We start from the raw sequence: 19,370 nt of genomic DNA on the forward strand, positions 1-19,370 counted from the left end.
GGTCACTCCTCACTTATTCCATTCTAGGTTCAATCCTACGCCAAGTCTGACGCAGAAGCAATTAACTACATTGTCGCCGTTTCTGGCTCATCGCTATGCGTTAAAATATCTAGCAATTGTTGGCGAACCTCCGCCACCGTCTTATCAGCAATTTGAGTTGCCGCATTAGACAAATGACCGCCGCCTCCCATAGCTTCCATGGTTAACTGGACGTTGATTTCACCCAATGATCGCGCTGAAATACCAACGCGTCCATCAGCTCGCCGGGTTACCACGAAAGAAGCATCGACCCCCGACATATTCAACAAATCATCCGCCGCTTGAGCCGCCGTAACGGGATCATAGCTTTGGTCTTCTTCACCCACAATCAACGCCATATCCTCGTTAACGAACTCAACCATTTCAATCAAGTGGTTACGTTGCAAATAACTATCAACATTTTCTTTCATGTACTGTTGCATCTCAACGGCATCGGCACCGGCAGACCGTAAGTAACTGGCGGCATCAAACGTCCGCGTCCCGGTCCGTAATGAGAAGTGCTTGGTATCAACGAAGATCCCCGTCAACATCGCCGTTGCTTCCAGTTTATTGATCGGTTCGCCTTCTTGAGACTGATACTCAAACATTTCCGTAATCAACTCACACGTTGAGCTCGCATACGGCTCGATATAAACCAACAACGGGTTCTCAGGGAATTCTTCGCCCCGCCGGTGATGGTCAATAATCATCACGCGGTTTTCCAATCGATGATACAGGTCGGCAGAAATTGAAATCGACGGTTTAGAGTGATCCACCATCAAGAGCATGCTTTGATCGGTTGCCTTCTCTAAAGCCGTTTCTGGTGAAATAATCGCCGCATCAATGTCCGGATACTGTTTCAAGTTGTCCAATAAACGTTGCACATCGGAGTGCACCGTTTCCTTATCCAACACAATCCAGCACGTCTTGTTGTTCATCTTGGCAATCCGCCGAATTCCGAGACAAGCACCCAGTGAATCCATATCTGGCTGTGAATGTCCCTGAACAAAGATCTGATCGGATTCGTTCATCAACTCTTGCAAGGCCTGCGAGATCATCCGTGCACGGACCCGCGTCCGTTTCTCCATCGGGTTAGTCTTACCACCGTAGTACCGGGCTTCTTGATCGGCTGCTTTGACCACAACCTGGTCACCACCCCGGCCTAAGGCTAAGTCCAGATTACTCTGAGCCTGGTCGGCCAACTTGTTAAGATTAGGATCACCATACGCAATCCCCATACTCAAGGTCAACGGGAAGTTTTGCTTCGAGGTGCTTTCACGAATCGTATCCAAGATTTTGAACTTATCCGCTTCAATCGCGGCTAACGACTTCGCATAAGCCAAAATGAAGTAATGGTCATCATCCAATTGCTTGAGGTACATATCAAACTGCTGGACCCACGTTGACAGCTCATTGGTCACGTAATTTCGCAGGTTGGAAATGTCCTGATCCGTCATCGACTGGGTAATCTCATCATAGTTATCCAAGAAAATCTGGCCAATCGCAATCTTTTCATTGTCGTATTGCTCCTGAATCAACTGATAGTGCGTGATGTCATAGAGATAAACGGCATGAAAATCTGGTTGAACATACAACGTAAAGCGATAATCGCGCCAAGTGACCGTTGTCATCGTCTGGGCTGGCGCGTCTGCGATTAACTTCGCTAACTCACCATCAACAGCTGTCAGTGAGCGGTTCAAGACATCCGTATCACCAAAATAATGCTGGAGATACGGGTTAACCCATTCAATCTGATCACTATCGCCCAGAATCATAACACCCGGCGGCATGCGGATCAGGGCTTCTTGCTCACCCTGTTGAATCCGAAAAGACAGATCGGAAATATATTGCGTCGTATCCGCACCAATCTCAGCCATCGTATTAAACACCATCAGTGTCGCCACGCCCACCAAGATTAGGATAACGATCCCAAAAATCCAATTAAGCAAAAACGCCAATACAATACCTAAAATGGCGAGTCCGGCCGTCATCATCGCGATGCCCCGTAAGCGCCGGTTCTGTAAAAACTCCGGCACGTTCGCTCGTGAAAATAATTTATTCATTTTGCTCCTCATCTGATTCTTCTGGAAAAGTTAGATTATCCCCAACCAGTCGTTGGGGTAAAAAGGTTATAAATAACAGTTTCATTTTATCACACTAACCCGCAATCACAAAACCGGTTTACCACGACAACCCGCGACATGACGGGATTAGTAGCGTATTTGGCCGTTTTCAATATTTTACGTACTTGCGTTGTTTCACGTGAAACATCACCCTAAACACCCTGTTACGATGACTCGACGGACGACACCTAATCACTGTGTGCCTACCTAAACCAGCATTCGCCAGCCAAAGTAGCTAATAATTACCCCTAAAAACGGCATTAACCAGCGATTAAGCCGTTCTGTATTTAATCGATGCAAGACAAGCGGTGTCCCAATTGATCCGATAATCGCGCCCACCATTAGCCCCATTCCGGCGGACCAGTCCACGGTGCTCGTTATCAGATGAATCGCCAGTCCAATGGCGGACATGACCCATAAAACATAGGTGGCCGTTCCAGCTGCCTGTAAAGCTGACAAGCCCAAAATAGCTAGTCCCGCTGCGGTCGTTGCGCCACCACTTAGCCCGCCAATACCAACCATCAGACCACTCAATAGCCCAAACAGACTGGCGACCCAACCTGATTGTCGAACGTCCCGTTGTTTTCCTGGTCGAAGGGCCTTCACTACCACAATGATTCCCATGACGAGTAAAATTACGCCAACGATCCGGTTATACAGCGTTGCCGTGATATATTTTGCTAAGAGCGCGCCAGCTAAGATTCCAGGAATCGCCGTCAACAGCAATTGGTTGCCCAATTTAAAATTGACGTTATGAATCCGAACTTGGGTTAAGAAACCCAAAAATAGCGCCGGTAAAGCAACAAATAATGACGTTGGTACCGCGACAGCCGTTGCCAATCCCAATTGACTGGTCAAGACTCCCAGATATAACGACGCGCCCCCGCCGCCAATTAAACTAACAAAAACCCCGATCATAAAGCCATACCCGATACTTAACAAGGCCAACACACCTTTCAATTAAAAGTGGAATATATTCCATATCATAATCGGAATATATTCCACTTGTCAATACCGTGTATTTAGACTATCTTAGAGATAACTTGAAAGGAGTTATTTTTATGCGACAAGATGCGCAGTACAATCATCAAAAGATTTTGACAACTGCAACCCACCTACTTTCGACACAAGACATTGCAACCATGAAAATGACCGATATCGCCCACGCTGCTGGGATTGGTGTGGGCACGCTCTATCGTAACTATCCTAATAAAAGTGCGCTTTGCCTTGCGCTAGTCTATGATCGACTACGGGTCTTTATTACGACAACGCAGGCCCAAATAAAACAAACGACCCCCACACCAGCCACGCTTAAAGCTGTCTTAACAGATTACTTGGCCTTTCGTGATGCTAATCAGGCATTGCTCAACACCATTAGTGAGGTGCCACAAGCCGGTCAAGATTTTTACCAAAGCCCCTTATTCCAACAACTCACAGATCTTTTCCAAAAGTTGCTGACCCCCTTACATCCCGATTGGTCAGCCCAGACGATTGTGTTTCGCTCGGATATGCTAGTCGCTATGCTCAAGAGTGAAATGTACGCTTTCGAACGCCAGCAGCGCGGACTAAGCAATCCGGATTTGTTACACGAACTCTTAAGCCTCCTAGAGGTATCGCCCGCTGACTAACCGCCCATTTCAGTTGTCAAATTCTCATTTTCCGCTAATCATTGATTAGTCATTAAGTGTTACCAAACGGGGGCTCTCCCACAAATTCGTTTTTAAAAAGTTCTCTACATACCTAGTATGCTGCATTTTGGGTCGTTGTTCATTAAATTTCTCGTTGACATTCTCAATAGGCATGCTAAACTAGCAATCATTAACAAACGATTAGAATTTTAAAAGTGATGACGAAGACTAGTACCCCTGTTGCTCATTGTTAGCGAGCCCGGTTAAGTGCAAGCGGGTCAAGAACAATGGTGGAAACTCCCTTCTGAACTGTCAGCTGAATTCACAGTAAGCCCGACCGGTGGCCCCGTTATCCCCAAGTGAATCGCGACCTGGCCCAACTAACGGGACCTAGCCCGTGACATTTGGCCTTCTAGGAGTGTCGCCGTTCACGATTGAGTCCCAATTAAGGTGGTACCGTGCGCAAGCGCCCTTACAGAGAAATTTTTCTGTAAGGGCGCTTTTTGCCGTTCCCCTGACAGCTCTGTTCTAACCGTTTGCCTAGGAGGCTATTTTATGCGACGTTTTGTATCTCTGATTCCAATTACCCTACTGCTACTCGCTGGCTTAAGTGCCTGTGGTAGTAAATCCAGTGCTAACCAAAATAAAACGCTCAACGTGACTTTGGCCGATGAGCCAGCCACCGTTGACCCCAACAAAGACACCGACACCAATAGTGCCAGCGTCATCGCCCAAACCATGGAGGGACTGTACACCTACAGTAAATCCAATAAGATCATCCCAGGCGTAGCAACCAAAGTGGTGAAGCCCACCAACCATGGCAAGACCTACACGTTTACCTTAAAGAAAACTGCCAAGTGGGCTAACGGGCAACGCGTCACGGCGCAAGACTTCGTGACGTCACTTCGCCGAATGGCTGACCCGACCACTAAAGCGCAATACGCGAGCGTCCTGTCCGCCTTTAAGAATTACAACGCCGTGCAGCACGGTAAACTCGCGCCGTCTAAACTTGGCATCACTGCACTCAGTAAGACCAAGCTTCAAATTCAATTGACCAAGGCCGTGCCCTACTTTAATGACTTAGTAGCCAGCAAGTATTACCCGCTTAATACGGCGGCGGTCCGAAAGTATGGATCAAAATACGGGACAAATGCCGCCAGAGCAATGAGCAATGGCCCTTACAAATTGGTTGGTTGGACCGGCAGCAATTCCACTTGGCGTTACGTCAAGAACCCTCACTATTGGAATGCCCAAAACGTCAAGATTCACCAAATCAAGATGGCGGTCACCAAAGATTCCACGACCGCAGCCAATTTATTTAACGCTGGTAAAATCCAAGAAACCACGGTTAGTGGCGAATATGTCCGGGCAAATGGTAACAGCAAGCAACTCCACACCCACCTGCTTGGCCGGATGAATCTACTGTACTTCAACAGTAAACGCCAAACGACGGCCTCGGAAAACCTCCGTCAGGCTGTCTCCTACGCCATTGACCGTAACCAATTGACTAACTCCGTCCTCAAAGATGGCTCCAAGGCGGCTTTAAGTGCCGTTCCCCGCGGTGATCAGACCAACCCGCAGACTGGCAAGGATATGGCAAGTGAGGTGGGTAATCTGTTAACTTACAACGTCAGCACGGCCAAACGCTATTGGCACAAGTACTTAAAGGAAACCGGCAAAACCAAGGTGACCTTGAGTATCTTGACCGATGATAGTGATGACGATAAGAAAGTCGGGACTTATTTACAATCCGTCTTGGAAAAGAATCTACCGGGCCTGACCATTACGCTCACGCAGATCCCCCACGCCCAACACGTATCCCGCGACTTTGCTGGTAACTTTGACATCAATCTCATTGGGTGGTCGACCAACTGGCTCGATGCCTCAGACTATCTTGACTTGGCCGCCAAAGGTAATTCCGTGAACTTCACCAACTGGAACGACCAGACATACAACCAAATCCTAACGAGCGCTGAGAATCAAAGCGGCCAAGCCCGTTATAACGGGTTGGTTAAGGCGGATAAGTATCTGATGCGTGTTAAAGGCTACGTCCCACTCTACCAGCCATCTGAAGCGAAATTAATTAGCAAGCAAGTTGGGGGCCTAACTTACTCGCTACTCAACGATGCCCAATACCAGTACGCTTATTGGAAATAATTTATTTAGGAGGACTTATCTATGACGCAAACAACTTTTTATAACTGTTATTTCTTTGATGGTACCAACGACCAGAATCAAACCGATACGTGGTTTACGGTTGACGACACCGGGCGGATCACCGCAATCGGTCACGGCACCCCGACCGACACAACCGATACTGTCGATCTCCACGGACAATATGTCATGCCCGGATTTATTAACGTCCATACGCACATCACCAGTGATCCTGATGCCTTTAGCGGGCACTTCGGTGGCTCGGAAACGGAGTCCGCGGTCTTCGCCTACGAAAATCTCCGGACCCTTCTCAAGTCCGGGGTCACCTACATTCGTGAATGCGGAACGACTTACGATATTGATATCAAACTCAAACGCCTACAGCGTCAGGGTAAACTTCCCCAAACGCCGCACATGATGGCATCCGGCCGGGCCTTTTCGATGACGGGGGGCCACGGGGACGGCCCCCACGCTGCCTATCTGGTCGACTCGCAAGACGAGATGCGTAAGGCCGTGCGCACCGCTTTTAAAGGTGGGGCTGAATGCATCAAGGTCATGGCGACCGGTGGTGTCATGACGCCCAACGATTTCATGGAAGACCCCCAGCTCTCCACGGCTGAGATCGCCGTTGCGGTTGAAGAAGCCCACCATAAACGCCGCATCGTGGCGGCCCACGCTGAAGGTAATCCGGGCATTCAAAACGCCCTTAATGCTGGCGTTGACTCGATTGAACACGGCTTCTACGTCAACAGCGATGAGGCCCACCAGATGGTTGAACAGGGTACCTACCTCACCCCCACGCTCGTGGCCGAAGCGGCAGTCGCCAATCAGGGACAGGGCCAACTTCCTGACTGGGAAGTTAAAAAGGCGGCTGATGCCATGGCCGACACCTATCTTAACCTCAGCCAGGCCTTTAAAATTGGGGTCAAATTCACTTGTGGTACCGACGCGGGTACGCCCTTTAATGGCTTTGAGCGCACCCCCGAAGAATTTGGATTTCTTGCGAAAATTGGCTTGACCCCCGCGCAAGCCTATCAGTGTTCTAGCATTAATGCGGCTACTCTCATGGGTATCGCTGATGATTACGGCACGCTAACGGTCGGCAAATTCGCGGATTTCCAAGTGCTCCGCGCCGACCCACTAGCTGACACGGCCGCAGTAATCCAAGCGGATAAGGCCGTCTATGTCGGTGGTGTGCGCCAGTTTTAGGTGAGTCTGATCAGTATGCTAGTATGATCTAAAATGCTCCGCAATTTCGACTTAAAGAGTAGTTACTATCGCGTTAAAAATATGGACCTAAATCTCAGAACTTTAACGAGATTTGGGTCCATATCTGTATTGCCATAATTAGCGATCTTAATTTGAAGGGAGCAAAAGAATCATCGACTCTCCGTACCGTTTGTCGTGCTTAGGGAAAGCATACGCACCGATTCGATATCCCTTAAAACTCGTGAATTTTTTATGCTTTGTGACAAGTTCTTCCTTTAAGGAATTTCGCTGAAAAGACAAAAAATTCTGATTTTTCTGTATCCGTTTATCAGAAGAGAGTCTGAATACAGAAGGTTCATTTTCAGCTCCTACCAATTCTTCAATCACACTCGTATAGTCATCAGGATTAGCACCTGCATTCGCAAAAATAAAGTCAGCAGCAAGTTGTAATGGTTCATCTGGAATTGTTCCCGGAAACAAATTCAGCAACTGCTTGTTCAGATTATCATCAACATTGTACGTGCTCATCGCCGCCCCAAAAGGATCTGTCAGAGTTCCATTCGGATTGGCTGGGTTAACCCCCTTTTTCAAATATCCCGTCCATACATACCCCTTGGCTTTCCCAGTCCCATTAGTCACCTTTAAATATGTCCCACTATTTCTAACAGACTTCATCGAATACTTTGCTGTCGCATACCAAGTCGTTTTAGGATAATTTTTTAGGTTATGCAGGCGTTTTGTATGAGACTTATTCCATAAATAACCGCTCTTGGCGCTTTTAGCATAATAAGACGTTGGTTGTCTAAACCCCATTAACTTCTTCACTTGATACGTTGCTGCTTGAGCGTGTTGCGGCATTTGAACAACTGCCAGGCCACCCATAACCGCCCCTAACACTAATGATCCCGTAACCACTTTTTTCATAGTATTTCTCCTCCTGTAAAGCTTAATTCCCTACCCTGATCTGAAGTTTACCGTATATTATTCGATTGTGCAAAACTGATATCTGGGCATCACCGATTACCAGCTTATCTATCTAGTGAGTAATGGGTAATCTCTCTGATCAGCCAGTTAGCAATCTGGCGCGTTCAACTAATCTTCAATTTGCCATTGACAATTTTTCAATCGGTGATAAACTCATAATCATTAACAATTGATTAGAAAATTAAAAAGTGATGATGAAGTCCAGTAGTGACCAACCACCTCTTCAGCGACCCCGGTTTAGTGTGAGCGGGGACAGGTGCTGGTGACGAACATCCCTTCGGAGCCGTTAGCTGAATTTAAGTAAGTTTACACCGGAAGCATCCGTTATCAATGCAGTGAATCGCGGGCAGGATTGTCCTTTAGCGAGCCTAGCGCTGAATTCCGATCTCTTAGGTCGTCCGCCGTTCATAGATAAGGCTACTTTTTGAGTAGCAAAAAATAAGGTGGTACCGTGCGAACAGCACCCTTACGGAGAAGTTATTTCCGTGGGGGTGCTTTTTATTTTCCGCGTAATCCTCTAATCAATTGGCACTAGGAGGGTGTTTCACATGAAACATTTTGTTTGGACCTTACCAGTTGGCCTGCTACTACTCGCTTCATTGAGCGGTTGCGGTCATGCTGCGGGTCATACGACCAATAAGAATCGGCCTTTAAACGTCACCTTGGCCAGCGAACCAGCCACGGCTGATCCGAATAAATCTACTGATACCAATAGTGGTAGCCTGATTTTTCAAACCATGGAGGGCCTCTACACCTATAATCGCAACGGTAAAATTACCGCGGGGGTTGCCACCAAAATGGTTAAGCCGACGAATAATGGCAAAACCTATACGTTTACGCTGAAGAAGCAGGCGAAATGGGCGAATGGTCAACGGGTGACCGCCCAAGACTTCGTCACGTCGCTACAACGAATGGCGAATCCTAAGACTAAGGCCCAATATGCCAGTGTGTTATCGGCCTTTAAGAACTTTACGGCTGTTCAAACCGGTAAGGCCGCCCCGAGCAAGTTAGGCGTTAAGGCCTTGAGTTCAACGAAGCTCCAGTTTCAATTAACCAAGGCGGTACCTTACTTTAATGATCTTATCGCCAGTGAGTATTACCCGCTAAACACAGCTGCGGTGAAGAAATATGGTGCTCAATATGGCACTAGTGCCGCTAAAACTGTCAGCAACGGCGCCTATAAACTAGTTGGCTGGACCGGGAGTAATGCCAGTTGGTCTTACGTTAAAAACCGCCACTATTGGAACGCTGACAGCGTTAAGATCAACCGCGTTAAGGTAGCTGTCACTAAAGACGAAAGTACCGCCGCTAACCTCTTTAACGCCGATAAGGTCCAAGAGACCACCGTTACGGGTAATTATGTACGGGCTAACCGTAACAGCAAGAACCTCCACACCCATTTAACTGGCCGGCTCCAATACCTCTACGTCAACAGCAAAAAAACGGCGACCAACTCCACCAATTTACGTCAGGCCATTTCTGACGCCATCAACCGCTCACAGTTAACTAAATCCGTCTTACAGGATGGCTCAAAGGCTGCCCTGAGTGCGGTACCAACTGGCGATCAAAAAAATCCACAAACAGGGCAGGACATGGCGGCCCAAGTCGGTAATCTACTACCCCAAGATAAGCAACAGGCCAAAACCTACTGGCAGAAATACTTGAAAGAAACGGGCCAGACTAAGGCAACCTTGAATCTGCTGACCGATGATACCGATGACGATAAGAAAGTCGGCACATATCTCCAATCTGAATTGGAGAAAACCTTACCCGGCCTGACCATTACCACCACCGCAATCCCTCATGCCCAACACGTGGCCCGCGATTTTGCTGTTAATTTTGAATTAAATCTCACCGGTTGGTCAACCAGTTGGCTGGATGCGGCAGACTTTCTCAGCCTCGCTGCCAAGGGGAATTCGGTTAATTTCACCAATTGGTCTGATACGACCTTTAACCAGTTACTCACGAAAGCCAATAGTCAAACCGGACTGGCTCGCTATAACGGTTTAATGGCCGCCGACAAGCGACTGATGGCGGTTAAGGGATATATCCCCCTGTACCAACCGTCTGAGGCCAAGTTAATCAGTAGCCAAGTTGGTGGCTTGACCTACACCCTGCTACACGAAGCCAAGTATCAATATGCTTACTGGAAATAACTGTCACGTCTCACTTAGGAGGACTTATTTATGACCCAAACTACATTTTTTAATTTTACCTTATTCGATGGTGCCACTGACCACAACCAGCCCGCTGCTTGGTTTACCGTTGACGACAATACTGGCCGGTTAACGGCCCGGGGACACGGAACACCGGAGGCTACCGACCACCAAGTTGATTTGCACGAACACTATGTCATGCCAGGCTTCTTCAACGTTCATACCCACGTCACACTTGATCCGCAATCCTTTAGCGGCGATTCCGGACAGTCAGAAGCCGAAGCTGGCGTCTTTGCCTTTGAAAATCTCCAAACGCTACTAAAATCCGGGGTCACCTACGTTCGCGAACTCGGCACCAACTACGATGTTGATGTGAAGCTCAAGCGATTACAACAACGCGGCCTTCTCCCCCACACCCCCCATCTGTTAGCTTCAGGCCGCGCTTTTTCCATGACTGGCGGTCACGGCGATTCACCGCACGGGGGGCATGCCGTTGACTCACCCGATGAAATGCGCAAGGCGGTCAGAACGGCCTTCAAACACGGCGTTGAAACGATCAAGGTTATGGCGACTGGGGGCGTCATGACGCCCAATGATTTCATGGAAGACCCCCAACTATCCGTAGCGGAAATGCGCGTAGCCGTCGAAGAAGCCCACCATAAGCGGCGACTGGTAGCGGCTCACGCGGAAGGAAACCCGGGCATTCAAAATGCACTTGATGCCGGCGTAGATTCCATTGAACATGGCTTCTATGTAACTGAAGCCGAAGCCAAACAGATGGTGGCCCAAGGCACTTACCTCACACCCACCCTGATTGCCGAATGGACTATTCCAGAATTTGGTAAGGGACAACTGCCAGACTGGGAAGTCAAAAAAGCTGCCGATGCACTCGACGATACGTACGTTAATTTACGGCACGCCTACCAACTAGGCGTTAAATTCACCTGTGGCACCGATGCGGGTACGCCGTTCAACGGTTTTGACTTAACTCCAGCTGAGTTTGGTTTACTGACCAAGCTGGGCATGACTCCCGCACAAGCCTATCAGTGCTCTAGCTTGAATTCTGCCGCGTTGTTAGGTGTCGCTGACGACTACGGCACCCTGGAAGTGGGCAAATTCGCGGACTTTCAGGTCTTGGCCGCTGATCCACTAGCAGACACAGCCAACGTCCAACAGGCGGACAAGCACGTCTACTTAAGTGGAAAACGTGAATTCTAATTGCAACGACTAATCCCCGTACCGTCATCAACTGACGATACGGGGATTTTAATTGTTTCACGTGAAACAGTTATTACCGTTTCAATCTCAGTAAACGTGGAACATAAAAAAAACGACCAACCCAAAAGGTCAGTCGTCATTTAGACTACTCTTCGCTAACGAATGGCATTAAGCCCATGATCCGTGAACGCTTGATAGCAATAGTTAACTTACGTTGGTTCTTGGCACTCGTACCAGTTACCCGGCGATGTAAGATCTTACCTCGTTCAGAGATGAACCGACGTAATAAGTCAGTGTCTTTGTAATCAATGTATTCGATGTGGTTGGCTGCAATAAAGTCAACCTTACGACGGCGACGGCCGCCACGACGTTGTCCTGCCATGAGAAATTCCCTCCTCGTATTTTAGATATTAGAACGGTAAATCATCATCGGAAATGTCAATGGAATCGCCAGAATTGGCAAACGGATCAGCTGCATTGTTGTTCGCATTACTGTTCTGATTGTTACTTCCAGAATTCGGGGCCATACCTTGAGAAGGCGCAGCCGGAGCTGGATTCCCACTCGTGTATGGATTGGCATTTTGATTCTGATTTTGAGGAGCATTATTATTCATGGAGCCGCCATTGTAGTTTCCACCACCGTTGTTCTCGTTACGAGAACGGGGTTCCAAGAACGAAAAGTTCTCGACAACCACTTCGGTGACGTAAACCCGTTGGCCCTGTTGATTTTCGTAATTCCGGGTCTGGATGCGTCCTTCAATACCGACAAGGGAACCCTTGTGGAAGAAGTTGGCAAAGTTTTCCGCGGACTTGCGCCAAATGACGCAACTTACGAAATCAGCTTCTCGTTCACCTTGTTGGTTGGTGAACCGCCGATCAACGGCCAGCGTGAAGGTGGCTACAGCAGCACCGCCTTGGGTGTAGCGTAAGTCAACATCCCGTGTTAGTCGGCCAGTAAGTACTACTCGGTTGATCATTGCTGAATAACTCCTCTCAGTTTAAGTTTAAAATTAGTCTTCGCGCTTAACGATCATGTGACGTAAAATGCTGTCATTGATCTTAGCTAAACGGTCGAATTCGTTCAAACCTTTGTCATCAGTTGCGTTTAACGTGATAACGTGGTAGATACCTTCGTTAAAGCCACCAATTTCATAAGCGAACCGACGCTTTGACCAGTCTTTCGAGTTGATCAATTCTGCACCGTTGTCCGTCAAAATCTTGTCGAAGCGTTCAACCAAAGCGGTCTTAGCAGCATCATCAAGATCTGGACGAATGATGTAGGTGATTTCGTATTTAGTAGTTTCCATGAATGTTACACCTCCTTATGGACTTCAGGCCCCCACTGCAATGTGGGAGCAAGGAGAGACACTAGCGTAAGCCAGATACTCACAAGCTAGTAGTATAGCATAGATTTAAAAGTTAAGCAAATCGGGGCCGACCGACGGCGGGGCTGACGTTACATAGGTAGTTCCGGATTACGTCCCCCGTGAGCATTTTTGATTTAAAAAAAGTAAAAGCCGCTCACTGCTGTGCGAATTAGCCTTGTCTGGCCGCCTTCCAGACACGTGACTTCCAGGCTCATACTGATTAATGACAGTTACAACCACGGATAATTATCACCTCGGCAACAGTCAATGTGGCTTCAAACTAGCACCATTCAACGTTTCTGCAGTAATGGTCATAGTTGGACCAACCAACGTGACCACACCACACTCCAGTAGCCCGACGGGAAGCGGCAAAAGGGCTCAGTACCGTCGTTATCCTTGGCGCGCGTTTTTAGCGCGCTTAGGATAAGACCGACCTTTAAGACAAGTGATCTGCTTGGCTTAAAGTCGTGTCCGGTACGTTCCAGCCCATTTGCTACGACCAGCGGGCGGACAAGCACGTCTAAAAGTGCCTGACTTAGTCACACTAAACCAAAAGAATGAAAACCAAAAAAAGGACTCTGCCAGCTTTTGGCAAAGTCCCACGTTTCACTATTAATTAAGCTTCAGTTGGATCGTCTGATTCAGGGACGACTGGCCCATCAGTTGTGGCCGGTGTTTCGCCATCAACTACTGGTGCTTCGTCAGCCGTTTCGTCTTCCTTAGCGACCTTCGCCATGGTGGCCACAGCAGTATCATCAGCTAAACGAATCAGGTGAACCCCTAAGGTTGCCCGACCCGTTTCAGACACGTCAGATGCGCTAAAGCGAATCATGACCCCTTTATTGGTGACTAACATAATATCTTCGTCACCATCTAAAGTCGTCAAACCAGCTAATGGCCCGTTCTTAGTCGAGACATTCACCGTCTTGATCCCTTTACCGCCACGGCCCTTAATTGGGTATTCAGCAGCGGCCGTTTGTTTCCCATAGCCCTTTTCGGAGATGACAAACACTTTACTGTCAGGCTTCAAGACACTCGCGCCAATCACGTAATCGTGTTCGCGCAAACGAATCCCGCGAACCCCGGTAGCCGAACGGCCCATCGAGCGGACGTCGGTAGCCGCAAAGCTCACTGCGTAACCTAAATGCGTTCCGATAATCATATTGGCATCGGCATTAATAATGTCGACATCAATCAATTCATCGTCTTCTTTCAGGTTAATGGCTTTGAGACCATTACTCCGGATATTAGCAAATTCGTCCACTGGTGTCCGTTTAACCGTCCCTTGCACCGTCGTAAAGAACAGATCCCGGTTATCATTTTCGCCAGGGTTAGCGACGTTAATGACGGCCTGAACGTGTTCATTATTGTTGATGCCCAGTAGGTTAATCACCGGAATTCCCTTGGCCGTCCGACCGTATTCAGGGATTTCATACCCCTTCATCCGGTAGACCTTCCCGGTGTTCGTGAAGAACAGAAGCATGTCATGCGTGGACGTCGCCACCAGGTGTTCGATGAAATCATCATCGTGAACGCCCATGCCTTGAACCCCTTTACCACCACGGTTTTGGGCCTTGAATTCAGACGTTGGTAACCGCTTGATGTAGCCATTGTGCGTCAATGACACCACAACGTCTTCTTCAGCGATTAAGTCTTCATCTTCCAAGCTGAGAACTTCGCCGACCATCAATTCAGTTCGCCGATCGTCCCCAAACTTGTTTTGAATTTCCAATAATTCTTCGTAAATGATGGCTTGTTGCCGTTCTTTAGACGCCAAGATTTCCTTGTAGTCCTTGATGTTAGCCATCACGTCCGCGTATTCTTTTTCAACCTTTTCCCGTTCCAAACCGGTCAGACGAACCAATCGCATATCCAAAATGGCTTGTGATTGTTTGTCAGACAGGCTGAAACGCGTAATCAGTTCTTGCTTAGCAACGTCAGCCGTTTGCGATTGACGAATAATCGTAATGATTTCATCAATGTGGTCCAGCGCGATCCGCAACCCTTCCAGGATGTGAGCCCGGGCTTCGGCCTTACGCAAATCAAACTCAGTCCGCCGGCGGATAACTTCCAACTGGAATTCCAAATAGTATTGCAAGATGGCTTTGAGCCCCAGAACCTTGGGCGCACCGTTGACGATGGCCAACATATTGATCCCAAAAGAGGTCTGCATCAACGTCATCTTATACAAATTGTTCAAGATGACTTCGGCACTGGCATCCCGCCGAACATCAATCACAATCCGCATCCCAGTCCGGTCGGTTTCATCGTTGACATCAGTAATGCCTTCAATTCGCTTATCTCGCGCCAATTCGGCGATTCGTTCAATCAATTTGGCTTTGTTGACCATGTACGGAATTTCCGTTGCCACGATCCGTTGTTTGCCATTCTTTTCTTCTTCAATGTCCACCTTGGCCCGCAAGGTAATGGTGCCCTTACCGGTCTCGTAAGCCCGCCGAATAGCCGCTTTACCCATAACAATCCCACCAGTGGGAAAGTCTGGTCCTGGCAAAGCTTCCATCAAATCAGCCAAGCTGGCATCTGGATTCTTCATCAAAATGTGCAAGGCACTGATGACTTCCGTTAAGTTATGCGGCGGAATGTTCGTTGCCATCCCGACCGCAATCCCTGAAGCCCCGTTAACCAACAGGTTGGGGAACCGTGACGGTAAGACCACGGGTTCACGTTCACTACCATCATAGTTATCTTGAAAATCAATCGTGTCCTTGTTGATATCGCGTAACATTTCCATCGCGATCTTGCTCAGCCGCGCTTCGGTATACCGCATAGCGGCGGCACCATCTCCATCGACGGACCCAAAGTTCCCATGGCCGTCGACCAACATGTAGCGATACGAGAAGTCTTGCGCCATCCGCACCATGGATTCATAGACGGCTGAATCACCATGGGGGTGATACTTCCCGAGGACGTCCCCAACCATCCGGGCAGATTTCCGGAATGGCTTATCAGGGGTGATCCCCAATTCTTGCATATCATATAAAATCCGGCGGTGGACTGGCTTTAATCCATCCCGCACATCCGGTAAGGCCCGTTGCACAATGACACTCATCGCGTAATCCAAGAAAGATGTCCGCATAGTTTGTGACAGGTCAACGTCAGTGACTCGGCCTAAATAATCTTGATCAGCCAACTAGTTACCCTCCGTTCTTAACTAAACATCCAGTTCGGCAAACGTGGCGTTATTTTCGATAAACTCACGCCGTGGGGCCACCTTATCGCCCATCAACATCGTAAAGACTTGATCGGCATTGATAGCATCTTGCGCATCAACCCGCAAGAGTCGCCGGTTTTCTGGGTTCATGGTCGTTTCCCACAATTGTTCCGCGTCCATTTCCCCTAACCCTTTATACCGTTGGATTTGTGGTTTTGGTGATGGTGGCAATTGCCCCAACAGATCCTTTAATTCTTCATCAGAATCCAAGTACCGTTGCATCTTACCCTGGCGAACCCGATAAAGTGGTGGGCAGGCAATATAGACAAAGCCAGCATCCAATAATGGCCGCATGTAGCGGTAAACCAGCGTCAACAACAGCGTCCGAATGTGCGCGCCATCGACATCGGCATCGGTCATCAAAATAAGCTTGTGGTAATTAGCCTTAGACACATCAAAGTCATTACCAAAACCCGTTCCCATAGCCGTAAAGAGTGACCGAATTTCTTCGTTTGCTAAGATCCGATCCATCGACGCCTTTTCCACGTTTAAAATCTTCCCCCGAATTGGCAGAATGGCCTGCGTCAGCCGCGAACGACCTTGCTTGGCTGACCCACCAGCAGAATCCCCTTCGACGATAAAGAGTTCAGAGATTTCGGGATCTTTAGACGTGTTATCAGCTAACTTACCAGGTAAATTGCTGATTTCCAGGCCGCTCTTCTTCCGCGTCACTTCACGGGCCCGTTTAGCAGCAACCCGTGCTTTAGACGCCAGCGTCCCTTTGTCCACAATCTTCCGGGCGACATCTGGATGTTCCATCATGAACCGCATAAAGTGGTCAGCAAAGGTGTGATCGACAGCCGTGCGGGCATCAGAGTTCCCTAATTTGGTCTTCGTTTGACCTTCAAATTGCGGATCCGGATGCTTCACGGAAACTACAGCTGTCAACCCTTCACGGACATCATCCCCGGTCAAGTTGGCTTCGTTATCTTTCATCAACTTGTTTTGCCGGGCATAATCGTTCACAACCCGCGTCAACGCCCGTTTGAACCCTTCTTCATGGGTCCCACCTTCATAGGTGTGGATGTTGTTGGTGAAAGTTAAGAGGTTATTGTGGTAGTCGTCCGTGTATTGCAACGCGACTTCCACCGTAATACCGTTTTCTTGCCCTTCCACGTAAATTGGCGGTTCAAATAACGTTTCTTTGTTTTCGTTCAAATAGTCTACGTAATGCCGGATACCGCCTTCGTAAAGGAAATCTTCTTCCGTTGGCTTTTCCGGACGTTCATCACGAATAGTAATCCGCAAGCCTTTGTTTAAGAAAGCCAGTTCCCGAATCCGCGTCGTCAATGTCTTAATATCAAAGACGGTCGTTTCTCGGAAAATATCTGGATCTGGCAAGAAGTGCACGATCGTTCCGTGCTGATCTTGTGGTAGACCCTCTTCAATCACGTGCATTGGCGTCTTCACATGACCATGGTCAAAGGCGATGGCATACTTTTTCCCGCCACGAATGACCTGAACTTCCAAGTCGGTAGACAGCGCATTAACGACCGATGCCCCCACCCCGTGGAGACCACCGGAAACTTTATATCCGCCACCGCCGAATTTACCACCGGCATGCAAGATGGTGTAGACGGTTTCCAGCGCGGGTTTCCCCGTCTTCTTTTGGATATCAACTGGAATCCCCCGACCATTATCAGTAACGGTAATACTGTTATCTTGATTGACCGTCACGTGAATTTCATCGGCAAAGCCCGCTAAGGCCTCATCAATCCCGTTATCGACAATTTCCCAAACTAAATGGTGTAACCCTTGGGAACTCGTCGAGCCAATGTACATCCCGGGCCGTTTCCGGACCGCTTCCAAACCTTCCAAGACTTGAATTTGACTGGCGTCATACTCACGAGCTTGTTGCGCTTTGGTTTCTTTTTCGTCTGCCACTGCCTAATCCTCCTTTGATGCTGCGGGGTCATCGCTGTCCACCGCGTCGGCCACCACAGTTCCCTCGGCCACATGAAAAATGGTTGGGTCCTTAATCAGTTGGCGGGTAATCCCACTCAAACTGGTGGTGGTAATAAACGTCTGTACCTTGTCTTGAATGGCGGTCAATAAATGTGTCTGGCGCGCATCATCCAATTCTGAAAGCACATCATCAAGTAATAAGACCGGGTATTCGCCGGTCTCTTCTTTCATCAAATCAATTTCAGCCAATTTCACGCTCAACGCGGTCGTTCGTTGTTGACCTTGCGACCCGAACGTCTGCACATTTTTACCATTGACCTGAAAATGCAAATCGTCACGGTGGGGACCCACCAGTGTCGTGCCCTGGTAAAGTTCCTTGTCTTGCTGCTTGGCATACAGTGCCGACAAGGCCGCCGTGATGGTGGGCACATCGGTTAGCTGATCATCCGCAACTTGAGTGGCGTAATGAAACGTCAATTCTTCTCGTTGCTGCGAAATCTCCCCGTGAATCGCCTGCGCCCAATGTTCCAACTTTTGCAGCATTGCCAACCGTTGGGCAATAATTTCGGCACCGAATGCCGCTAACTGATCTGACAACACCGACAAAAACAAGAGATCCTTATTCTGCTTGTGTTGGAGATCTTTTAAGTAGCGGTTACGTTGCTTAAGTAGCGTCCGGTACTGGCTCAGGTTGTATAGGTAACGCGGATTCATTTGGCCGAACTCCATATCCATAAAACGCCGCCGAACTGTCGGCGCGCCTTTCACAATGGCTAAATCTTCGGGCGCAAATAAAATCACGTTGAGCTGACCGACATATTGTGACAAACGGGCCTGCTCCAAATGATTGACGCGCGCGCGTTTACCTTGCCGAGAAAAAGTCAGCTCCAAGGGTACGGTCCCGGCAGCCTTAACAACCCGACCACTAACCTTAGCCGTCTTCGCTTGCCAATTAACCAAATCATGGTCATTGGCTGTCCGATGGCTACGGGTCAACGCGAGTACATAGATGGCCTCTAATAGATTGGTTTTTCCCTGAGCATTTTCGCCTAACAAGACATTAATGCCCTGTCCAAACGTTAACTTAGCCGTCGGATAGTTCCGAAATTGCTGCAGCTGCAACTCTTGCAAATACATTATTCACCCTGCTTTGAGCGTATAAAAAATAATCCTGCCTCTGGTACTGCCACTGTATCACCAGGATACAGCTTGCGGCCCCGCCGATTATCCGGCTCGTCATTGATATTTACGGTGTTTTCTTGCAAATACCATTTGGCTTGACCGCCAGTACTGATAACGGATTCTTCCTTGAGTAACTGGCCTAAAGTGATGTAGGGCGTCTCAATGAGAACTTCTTTTTTCACAATTTCACCCCT

At 48.5% G+C, this 19,370-nt stretch carries 15 protein-coding genes; 5 read left to right on the forward strand and 10 right to left on the reverse strand.

The features are described 5' to 3' along the window. Positions 1–65: 65 nt before the first annotated feature. Together FC61_RS06210 and FC61_RS06215 are read right to left on the reverse strand one after the other, a co-directional pair. Entirely contained in the window at positions 66–2,081 is a 2,016-nt protein-coding gene (locus tag FC61_RS06210) for a DHH family phosphoesterase (protein ID WP_080664791.1), read from the reverse strand. Positions 2,082–2,348: 267 nt separating this feature from the next. Further along, complete coding sequence (locus tag FC61_RS06215; RefSeq protein WP_225363211.1) at positions 2,349–3,083, reverse strand: sulfite exporter TauE/SafE family protein; 735 nt, start codon at positions 3,081–3,083, stop codon at positions 2,349–2,351. A gap of 119 nt (positions 3,084–3,202) precedes the next feature. On the opposite strand from FC61_RS06215, the gene FC61_RS06220 reads away from it, so the two are divergent. The 3 genes from FC61_RS06220 (at position 3,203) to FC61_RS06230 (ending at position 7,132) form a co-directional block, all read left to right on the forward strand. Then, positions 3,203–3,769 carry a TetR/AcrR family transcriptional regulator gene (locus FC61_RS06220; RefSeq protein WP_011666830.1) on the forward strand — a complete coding sequence of 189 codons (567 nt, stop codon included), beginning with the start codon at positions 3,203–3,205 and terminating at the stop codon, positions 3,767–3,769. 555 nt (positions 3,770–4,324) lie between these two features. Continuing rightward, positions 4,325–5,926 carry a peptide ABC transporter substrate-binding protein gene (locus tag FC61_RS06225; RefSeq protein WP_021741352.1) on the forward strand — a complete coding sequence of 534 codons (1,602 nt, stop codon included), beginning with the start codon at positions 4,325–4,327 and terminating at the stop codon, positions 5,924–5,926. Positions 5,927–5,947: 21 nt separating this feature from the next. Then, on the forward strand, positions 5,948–7,132 hold the full coding sequence (locus FC61_RS06230; RefSeq protein WP_042516692.1) for a metal-dependent hydrolase family protein: 1,185 nt from the start codon (positions 5,948–5,950) through the stop codon (positions 7,130–7,132). A 147-nt stretch (positions 7,133–7,279) separates the two neighbouring features. On the opposite strand, the gene FC61_RS06235 is transcribed toward FC61_RS06230, so the two are convergent. Then, positions 7,280–8,056 (reverse strand): hypothetical protein, encoded by a 777-nt coding sequence (locus FC61_RS06235; protein WP_021741991.1) that lies wholly within the window; start codon positions 8,054–8,056, stop codon positions 7,280–7,282. 608 nt (positions 8,057–8,664) lie between these two features. On the opposite strand from FC61_RS06235, the gene FC61_RS06240 reads away from it, so the two are divergent. After that, a complete protein-coding gene (locus tag FC61_RS06240) occupies positions 8,665–10,272 on the forward strand; it encodes a peptide ABC transporter substrate-binding protein (RefSeq protein WP_021741992.1) in 1,608 nt (535 codons plus the stop codon). Positions 10,273–10,302: 30 nt separating this feature from the next. Then, the gene (locus FC61_RS06245; RefSeq protein ID WP_042516693.1) at positions 10,303–11,490 is read left to right on the forward strand and encodes a metal-dependent hydrolase family protein; all 1,188 of its coding nucleotides are present in this window, start codon (positions 10,303–10,305) and stop codon (positions 11,488–11,490) included. 145 nt (positions 11,491–11,635) lie between these two features. Here the strand turns inward: FC61_RS06245 and rpsR are convergent, their stop codons facing one another. The 7 genes from rpsR to yaaA form a co-directional block, all read right to left on the reverse strand. Beyond that, on the reverse strand, positions 11,636–11,872 hold the full coding sequence (rpsR, locus tag FC61_RS06250) for a 30S ribosomal protein S18 (protein WP_021741386.1): 237 nt from the start codon (positions 11,870–11,872) through the stop codon (positions 11,636–11,638). A gap of 28 nt (positions 11,873–11,900) precedes the next feature. Then, entirely contained in the window at positions 11,901–12,467 is a 567-nt protein-coding gene (ssb, locus tag FC61_RS06255) for a single-stranded DNA-binding protein (RefSeq protein WP_011666823.1), read from the reverse strand. Between the two features lie 33 nt (positions 12,468–12,500). Then, complete coding sequence (gene rpsF / locus FC61_RS06260) at positions 12,501–12,797, reverse strand: 30S ribosomal protein S6 (protein WP_011666822.1); 297 nt, start codon at positions 12,795–12,797, stop codon at positions 12,501–12,503. A 676-nt stretch (positions 12,798–13,473) separates the two neighbouring features. Further along, on the reverse strand, positions 13,474–16,008 hold the full coding sequence (gene gyrA / locus FC61_RS06265; RefSeq protein ID WP_035464343.1) for a DNA gyrase subunit A: 2,535 nt from the start codon (positions 16,006–16,008) through the stop codon (positions 13,474–13,476). 21 nt (positions 16,009–16,029) lie between these two features. Further along, positions 16,030–17,973, reverse strand: coding sequence for a DNA topoisomerase (ATP-hydrolyzing) subunit B (gene gyrB / locus FC61_RS06270; protein WP_021741384.1), 1,944 nt, complete (start codon positions 17,971–17,973; stop codon positions 16,030–16,032). A 3-nt stretch (positions 17,974–17,976) separates the two neighbouring features. Next, positions 17,977–19,131, reverse strand: a complete 1,155-nt coding sequence (recF, locus tag FC61_RS06275) for a DNA replication/repair protein RecF (protein ID WP_021741383.1) — start codon at positions 19,129–19,131, stop codon at positions 17,977–17,979. Continuing rightward, positions 19,131–19,358 carry a S4 domain-containing protein YaaA gene (yaaA, locus tag FC61_RS06280; protein ID WP_011666818.1) on the reverse strand — a complete coding sequence of 76 codons (228 nt, stop codon included), beginning with the start codon at positions 19,356–19,358 and terminating at the stop codon, positions 19,131–19,133. The genes recF and yaaA overlap by 1 nt, the downstream gene beginning before the upstream one ends. Positions 19,359–19,370 lie beyond the last annotated feature (12 nt).

The organism is Levilactobacillus brevis ATCC 14869 = DSM 20054 (genome assembly GCF_001433855.1).
Taxonomy (GTDB): Bacteria; Bacillota; Bacilli; order Lactobacillales; family Lactobacillaceae; genus Levilactobacillus; species Levilactobacillus brevis.

Excerpts from the sequence above, each read along its gene's own strand:
- FC61_RS06220 (WP_011666830.1), top strand. The coding sequence starts at position 3,203 with ATGCGACAAGATGCGCAGTACAATCATCAAAAGATTTTGACAACTGCA.
- rpsR (WP_021741386.1), bottom strand. The coding sequence starts at position 11,872 with ATGGCAGGACAACGTCGTGGCGGCCGTCGCCGTCGTAAGGTTGACTTT.
- FC61_RS06235 (WP_021741991.1), bottom strand. The coding sequence starts at position 8,056 with ATGAAAAAAGTGGTTACGGGATCATTAGTGTTAGGGGCGGTTATGGGT.
- FC61_RS06230 (WP_042516692.1), top strand. The coding sequence starts at position 5,948 with ATGACGCAAACAACTTTTTATAACTGTTATTTCTTTGATGGTACCAAC.
- FC61_RS06245 (WP_042516693.1), top strand. The coding sequence starts at position 10,303 with ATGACCCAAACTACATTTTTTAATTTTACCTTATTCGATGGTGCCACT.
- recF (WP_021741383.1), bottom strand. The coding sequence starts at position 19,131 with ATGTATTTGCAAGAGTTGCAGCTGCAGCAATTTCGGAACTATCCGACG.
- FC61_RS06240 (WP_021741992.1), top strand. The coding sequence starts at position 8,665 with ATGAAACATTTTGTTTGGACCTTACCAGTTGGCCTGCTACTACTCGCT.
- rpsF (WP_011666822.1), bottom strand. The coding sequence starts at position 12,797 with ATGGAAACTACTAAATACGAAATCACCTACATCATTCGTCCAGATCTT.
- ssb (WP_011666823.1), bottom strand. The coding sequence starts at position 12,467 with ATGATCAACCGAGTAGTACTTACTGGCCGACTAACACGGGATGTTGAC.
- FC61_RS06225 (WP_021741352.1), top strand. The coding sequence starts at position 4,325 with ATGCGACGTTTTGTATCTCTGATTCCAATTACCCTACTGCTACTCGCT.
- FC61_RS06210 (WP_080664791.1), bottom strand. The coding sequence starts at position 2,081 with ATGAATAAATTATTTTCACGAGCGAACGTGCCGGAGTTTTTACAGAAC.